This is a genomic window from Phytoactinopolyspora endophytica, assembly GCF_004138495.1.
In the GTDB taxonomy this organism is placed as follows: Bacteria; Actinomycetota; Actinomycetes; order Jiangellales; family Jiangellaceae; genus Phytoactinopolyspora; species Phytoactinopolyspora endophytica.
In genome coordinates, this window is sequence record NZ_ML142880.1 from 5,143 (window position 1) to 10,128 (window position 4,986).

5 protein-coding genes and 1 pseudogene are annotated in these 4,986 nt (G+C 66.5%); 3 read left to right on the forward strand and 3 right to left on the reverse strand.

Annotation, left to right across the window (positions count from 1 at the left end; translation table 11 throughout):
• On the reverse strand, positions 1-813 hold an 813-nt coding region (locus ELR45_RS33150; RefSeq protein ID WP_240760315.1), incomplete at its 3' end, for a GDSL-type esterase/lipase family protein.
• Between the two features lie 36 nt (positions 814-849).
• Positions 850-1,785, reverse strand: a complete 936-nt coding sequence (locus tag ELR45_RS33155) for an NADP-dependent oxidoreductase (protein ID WP_129670097.1) — start codon at positions 1,783-1,785, stop codon at positions 850-852.
• 132 nt (positions 1,786-1,917) lie between these two features.
• Between ELR45_RS33155 and ELR45_RS33160 the strand changes: the two genes are divergently transcribed.
• Positions 1,918-2,472 carry a MarR family winged helix-turn-helix transcriptional regulator gene (locus tag ELR45_RS33160; RefSeq protein ID WP_129670098.1) on the forward strand — a complete coding sequence of 185 codons (555 nt, stop codon included), beginning with the start codon at positions 1,918-1,920 and terminating at the stop codon, positions 2,470-2,472.
• A 137-nt stretch (positions 2,473-2,609) separates the two neighbouring features.
• Here ELR45_RS33160 and ELR45_RS33165 read toward each other — a convergent pair whose 3' ends face one another.
• Complete coding sequence (locus ELR45_RS33165) at positions 2,610-3,149, reverse strand: DinB family protein (protein ID WP_129670099.1); 540 nt, start codon at positions 3,147-3,149, stop codon at positions 2,610-2,612.
• 124 nt (positions 3,150-3,273) lie between these two features.
• Between ELR45_RS33165 and ELR45_RS33170 the strand changes: the two genes are divergently transcribed.
• Both ELR45_RS33170 and ELR45_RS33175 read left to right on the forward strand, forming a co-directional pair.
• The gene (locus ELR45_RS33170) at positions 3,274-3,840 is read left to right on the forward strand and encodes a helix-turn-helix domain-containing protein (protein ID WP_129670100.1); all 567 of its coding nucleotides are present in this window, start codon (positions 3,274-3,276) and stop codon (positions 3,838-3,840) included.
• 298 nt (positions 3,841-4,138) lie between these two features.
• A pseudogene (locus ELR45_RS33175) lies at positions 4,139-4,986 on the forward strand (hypothetical protein); the annotation flags it as partial.

The following is a 4,986-nucleotide window of genomic DNA, read 5'->3' on the forward strand; positions in this document are numbered from 1 at the left end:
GCGGTGGGCCAGGGTCGTGAAGCCCTCGATGAGCTCGTCGGAGGTCGCGGGAAGCTCGCCGGACATGCCGGGAAGGCCGAGGTCATTGATGCCGAAGTTCACCAGGACGTGGGTCACGCCTGGGATCGAAAGCACGTCGCGGTCGAAGCGCGCCAGTGCATGCTCGCCGACCTCGTCGCGTAATAGACGGTTTCCGGCGATGCCCTGGTTGACGACCCATCCCCGCTCGAGGCGCCGGTTGAGGAAGTCCACGGAGCGGTTGTTGGCGCCGGTCGTGGAGCCGACCCCTTCGAACCAGGAGTCGCCGAATGCCACGGCGATCGCGGTGTCGTCCGGGGCGAGCACGTCGATGCTCGAGACGTAGAACCGGGCCTCTACGTGCTCGGCCTCGGGAAGCGCGGGAGATGTGACCTGATTCCCGCCGACGACGTGAGCGGTCTCCATGGGCATGTGGGAGTAGGTGGCCAGGCCCGTCTCCTCAGGGAGGTAGAGGCTGAGGGCCAGGTCGGCCCCGGCGGCGACGGGCAGCTCGATCGGATCGCTGGCGGCGCCTTCCCCCGGTGGGATTGTCAGTTTCTCGGCACCGTCGAAGGTGAGAACAGCCTGCCCCTGCTCTGTGGCGGCCGTCGCGGCGGCGATGGTCAAGGGCGTCCGGCCGTAGAGGTTCGTCAGGCGTACGCGGAGGCGTTCTCCGCCGCCGGCCATGTGGAGCACCTGGCGCACCGTCTGGTCGGCGAAACCGCGCGGTTCGGAAAGCTGGATCTGCTCGTAGGGGCTGATGACGGCGGTGCGGAAGCCTGCTGTCCAGAACATGTGTCGCTCCATTCGTTGCTATGGGAATGTCGTCGCTCAGGCGGGGGTCAGGACGGTCTTGCCGGACAGTCGTCCGGCGGCGGCCTCGCCGTGGACGGCGGCCAGGTGGGTCAGCGGCCGTCGTTCGGCCACGTCGATCTTCAGCTCTCCGGCGTCGACGCGGGTGACCAGCTCGGCGAGCTGGGAGGCGTCGCTGTGCAGAAAGACTCGCACCGTCCGCACCCCGCGCCCGGCATCCTCCGGGCCGGGAGTGGTGGTGCTGACGAAGGCTCCGCCGTCGGCGACCAGATCCGCCAGCTGGGCGGTCTCCTCCGGGCTAGTGGCCGCCAGGTTCAGTACGACGTCGAACTGCTGCCCGGCCACGGCTTGCAGCAGGGGAGTGGCGGTGTAGTCGATGATCTGGTCCGCGCCGTAGGAGCGGATGCGGTCGCGGCTGCGCGGGCTGGCGGTCGCGGTCACGGTGGCGCGGGCCTGTGCTGCGAGCTGGACGGCATACCCGCCCACCGCACCGCCCGCGCCGTTGATCAGCACGCTCTGTCCCGCCGTCAGCCCGGCGTGCTCGAACAGTGACTGCCAGGCTGTGAGCCCGGCCGAGGGTAGTGCCGCGGCGTCGGCGAGTTCGACGGTGCCTGGGGCGGTGGCCAGCGCGTCGGCGGACGCGGCGACGTACTCGGCGGCCGCGCCCGGCTCCGCCATCGGTAGGAACGCCACTACCGCGTCGCCGACGCTCCAGGCGCCCACCCCCTCGCCGACCTCGGCGACGACGCCGGCCACGTCGAAGTTCGGAACGTGCGGAAAGGCTAACGGGAACACCTGCTGTAGCAGGCCCGCGCGGATCGCGACATCTACCGGGTTGAACGAGGTGCCGGCGACTCGCACCACCACCTGCCCCGGGCCTGCCACCGGACGGTCCGCATCCTCGTAGACCAGGACGTCGCTGTCGCCGTAGGTGTGGTAACGCACTGCCTTCATGAGCTCTCTCCTCTGCCGTCGTGCTTCGAAGTTGAAGCAATTACGAACGTACCTGCTTCGATTTCGAAGCACAACCGATGAGTAGGTGACAGTCGTCACAATGCTTTGGATTCGAAGCTGTACGGTAGGGGCATGAGCGGCCCTCACCACGACACCGGCCCCGACGGCGGTCAGGCGCTCGGTCCCCAGCAGCTGGGGGCCTACTTCGCGCTCATGGAAGCCGTCAGCATGCTCCAGCATCAGGTCGAACAGCAGCTACGCACCGAGGGCGACATCAGCTACGTGCAGTTCCAGCTCCTGGCCCGGCTCGCCACCGCCGACGGCCCACTGACCATGACGCAGCTGGCCGACGGCGTCGTCTACAGCCGCAGCGGCCTGACTTACCAGGCCGGCCTGCTGGAGAAGGCCGGCCTCATCACGCGCGGACCAAGTCCCGACGACGAGCGCGCCACCCTGGTCGCCATCACCGAGGACGGCCAGGCTCTCTTCGGCCGCGTCCTGCCCGGGCACACCGAGGTCACCCACCGCTTGTTGTTTGAACCCCTGACCGACGACGACGTGCACCACCTCGGCGACATCATGACCCGCGTGCGCGACCACATGCGCGCGCAGCCGCCCCGCTCCGCCGCTCCGCGCAAACGACGCCCCAGCCCTGTCTCTTCGCCCTTGCCCTCGGCGCAGGCCTGAGCCGGCGTTTCGCACTCTGCCTGGCGCAGTGGCTTCATCGGTCACAAAGCAGCCGCTGGACTCGTAGAACGAAGCCGGCCGCGCCTTCAGGCCAAGATCGGGCCGGATGCCCGCAACGGTTGGGGCGCGAGTCGCAGCTACTCTCCGGTCTCTCCGTCTACGGACTCTCGGAGAAGGTCGGCGTGGCCGTTGTGTCGCGCGTACTCCTCGACCATGTGGCACAGGATCCACCGGAGGCTGAGCGCCCGACCATCGGGCCAAGTCCAGTGGGCGAGCCGTCCGAGATCGCCGTCAGCCAGCGCTTTCTTGACCAGCGAGCGGGAGGTGGCCACGGCGTCCTGCCACAGTGCATGAATCTGCTCGGGAGTGTCCTCAGCCGCCGAGTTCCACTCCCAGTCGGGGTCGGCCTTCCAATCGGCGTTGTCCCACGGGGAGATCGGGTCTCGCCCGTGCAGCCTGCGGGAGAACCAGCAGTCCTCCACCCAGGCCATGTGCTTCATGATCCCGCCCAGGGTCATCGACGACGCGGCGACGGTCGCGTTCAGCCCGGCCGCGTCCAGTCCGGCACATTTCCACTCTAGGGTGGCGCGCTGAAAGTCCAGGAAGCCAAGGAGGGTGGCTGTCTCGTCGCCTGTGAGTGGTGGTTCTGGGCGACCCTGTTCGTCCACGTCGGTCATAGCTGGCGAGCCTACCGATGTGATCAAAGTTTGGTCCACGGGGAATCCTGGTGGCTCAGCCGAGTTCGCCAGACTCGTCCGTCTGGCTCAGATAGTAGTCACGGCGGAAGCTATAGTCACAAGCATGGGCGACGACGATCTCAACGCACGCTTGGCGGCAACGGTCTACGCGGCGCGCACGTCGCGTGGTCTGTCAGTCAACGCGCTGGCCGAAAGCTCCGGGGTATCGCGGGCGATGATCGGCAAGATCGAGCGCGGAGAGGTGCAGCCCACGGCGGCGCTCCTGGCCAAACTCTCGGCTGCGCTGGAGCTCACCCTCTCTGAGCTGATCGCGCATGCCGAGGGCAGCGGTCGCCGCCTCGTCCGGGCCGATGAGCAGCCCATCTGGACAGACCCGGACACCGGCTACCGGCGTCGCGCCGTGTCGCCTCCGGTCAACGGTCCGCTGGAGCTGGTCGAGGTCGAGCTGCCGCCGGACACCAGGGTCGCCATCTCCGCGGACACCTACGCGTTCATCCATCAGCAGATATGGGTCCTCGACGGCCACCTCGAGTTCCACGAGGGCGACGACGTGCACGAACTCGGCCCCGGCGACTGCCTGCAGCTCGGTGACCCGGTATCGCGCGCGTTCGTCAACGCCACGGCCCGCCCGTGCCGCTACCTCGTCGCTCTGTGCAAACGTCTCAGGTGATCCGAGGTCGTCCGGGGGGACCGGGTCGGCTCAGTCCATGGTTGTTGAGGTCGCGCCTGGCCCGGCATGCGCTGAAATCCCGGGCGGTCGAGATCACCACCCCACGGCGTGTACGTCGCACACAACGGCGAGTTGACCTGGAAGCAGGAGCTGTTGGTGTGCTTGCGTGCTGCGCCTGGTTCCCAGCGCTCCTGGGAGCGGGATGGCGACGTCGGAAGCAGGAAGGCCACATCGGGCTCGGCATCATCGTGAGGGAGGGCGCAAGGCGCGTTCTGGGACGGCGACGGAGGTGTTGCAAGTGATGGTGTCGTTATCTGACGAGTACAAGCTCAAGACGGACGCAAGATGGGAGATGGAAGCTAAAGCCCTGGTGCGGGCAGGGGCCAAGGCTAGAGGTATGGCTGAAGGACTCTTACAGACCCTGAATGCTCGTGGCATTGAAGTGCCCGAACCGGCGGCCTTGCGGATTGCCGAATGTAGCAACATTGGACAGCTTCGCGCCTGGATCGCTGATGCCGTCACTGCCGAATCTATAGATGATGTAATCGGCGACCGCGACTCCGGTGGGTCAGGCGCGAGTGGTGATAAGGGCGGAGAGGTGCGTCATGATGAGAAGGTCGTCAAGATAGAGACGGGCGACTACTTGGACGCGGGCAACGGTGCCTTCTCAGCGGGGAGCCTAAAGCTCGGCTTGACGAGCATGCTTGAGTGCCGGCCAGCACTTGCCGCGGACTTACTCGCCAAACTATTCGGTATGTCCGTGCCTGAGTTCCAGCACGCACGATTGGCCTACCGCCTGTCGGTCAACGATGACTCTCTGGACGACGATCACTCGGACGAGGGTGATTCTACGTTCTATGTCCCCGAGTACGTGGTCATGTTGTCCGCAGCTTCGGGTGATCCCGTATTGGCTGTGCCGGTGTACTTCGACTGGCAGAAGTATGGCATGGAGCCCACGCGCGAAGCGAGTGCTTTGTCGAGATATTTGGCATCTGTTCAGGCGAAGCTGAATTGTCCGACGGTGTTGCTGGTGGCGTGTACCCACGAGCCCAGCCCGAGTTCCCAGCAGGCGCTGACCGGACTTGGTGACGGCTGCGTTGTGCTATCCCCGGCCGTATTGAGGCCAGACGCGGTACTCGCCGTGAA

Bases quoted from the DNA above. Each gene is read 5' to 3' on its own strand.
- ELR45_RS33155 (WP_129670097.1), bottom strand. From the start codon at position 1,785: ATGAAGGCAGTGCGTTACCACACCTACGGCGACAGCGACGTCCTGGTC.
- ELR45_RS33170 (WP_129670100.1), top strand. From the start codon at position 3,274: ATGGGCGACGACGATCTCAACGCACGCTTGGCGGCAACGGTCTACGCG.
- ELR45_RS33160 (WP_129670098.1), top strand. From the start codon at position 1,918: ATGAGCGGCCCTCACCACGACACCGGCCCCGACGGCGGTCAGGCGCTC.
- ELR45_RS33165 (WP_129670099.1), bottom strand. From the start codon at position 3,149: ATGACCGACGTGGACGAACAGGGTCGCCCAGAACCACCACTCACAGGC.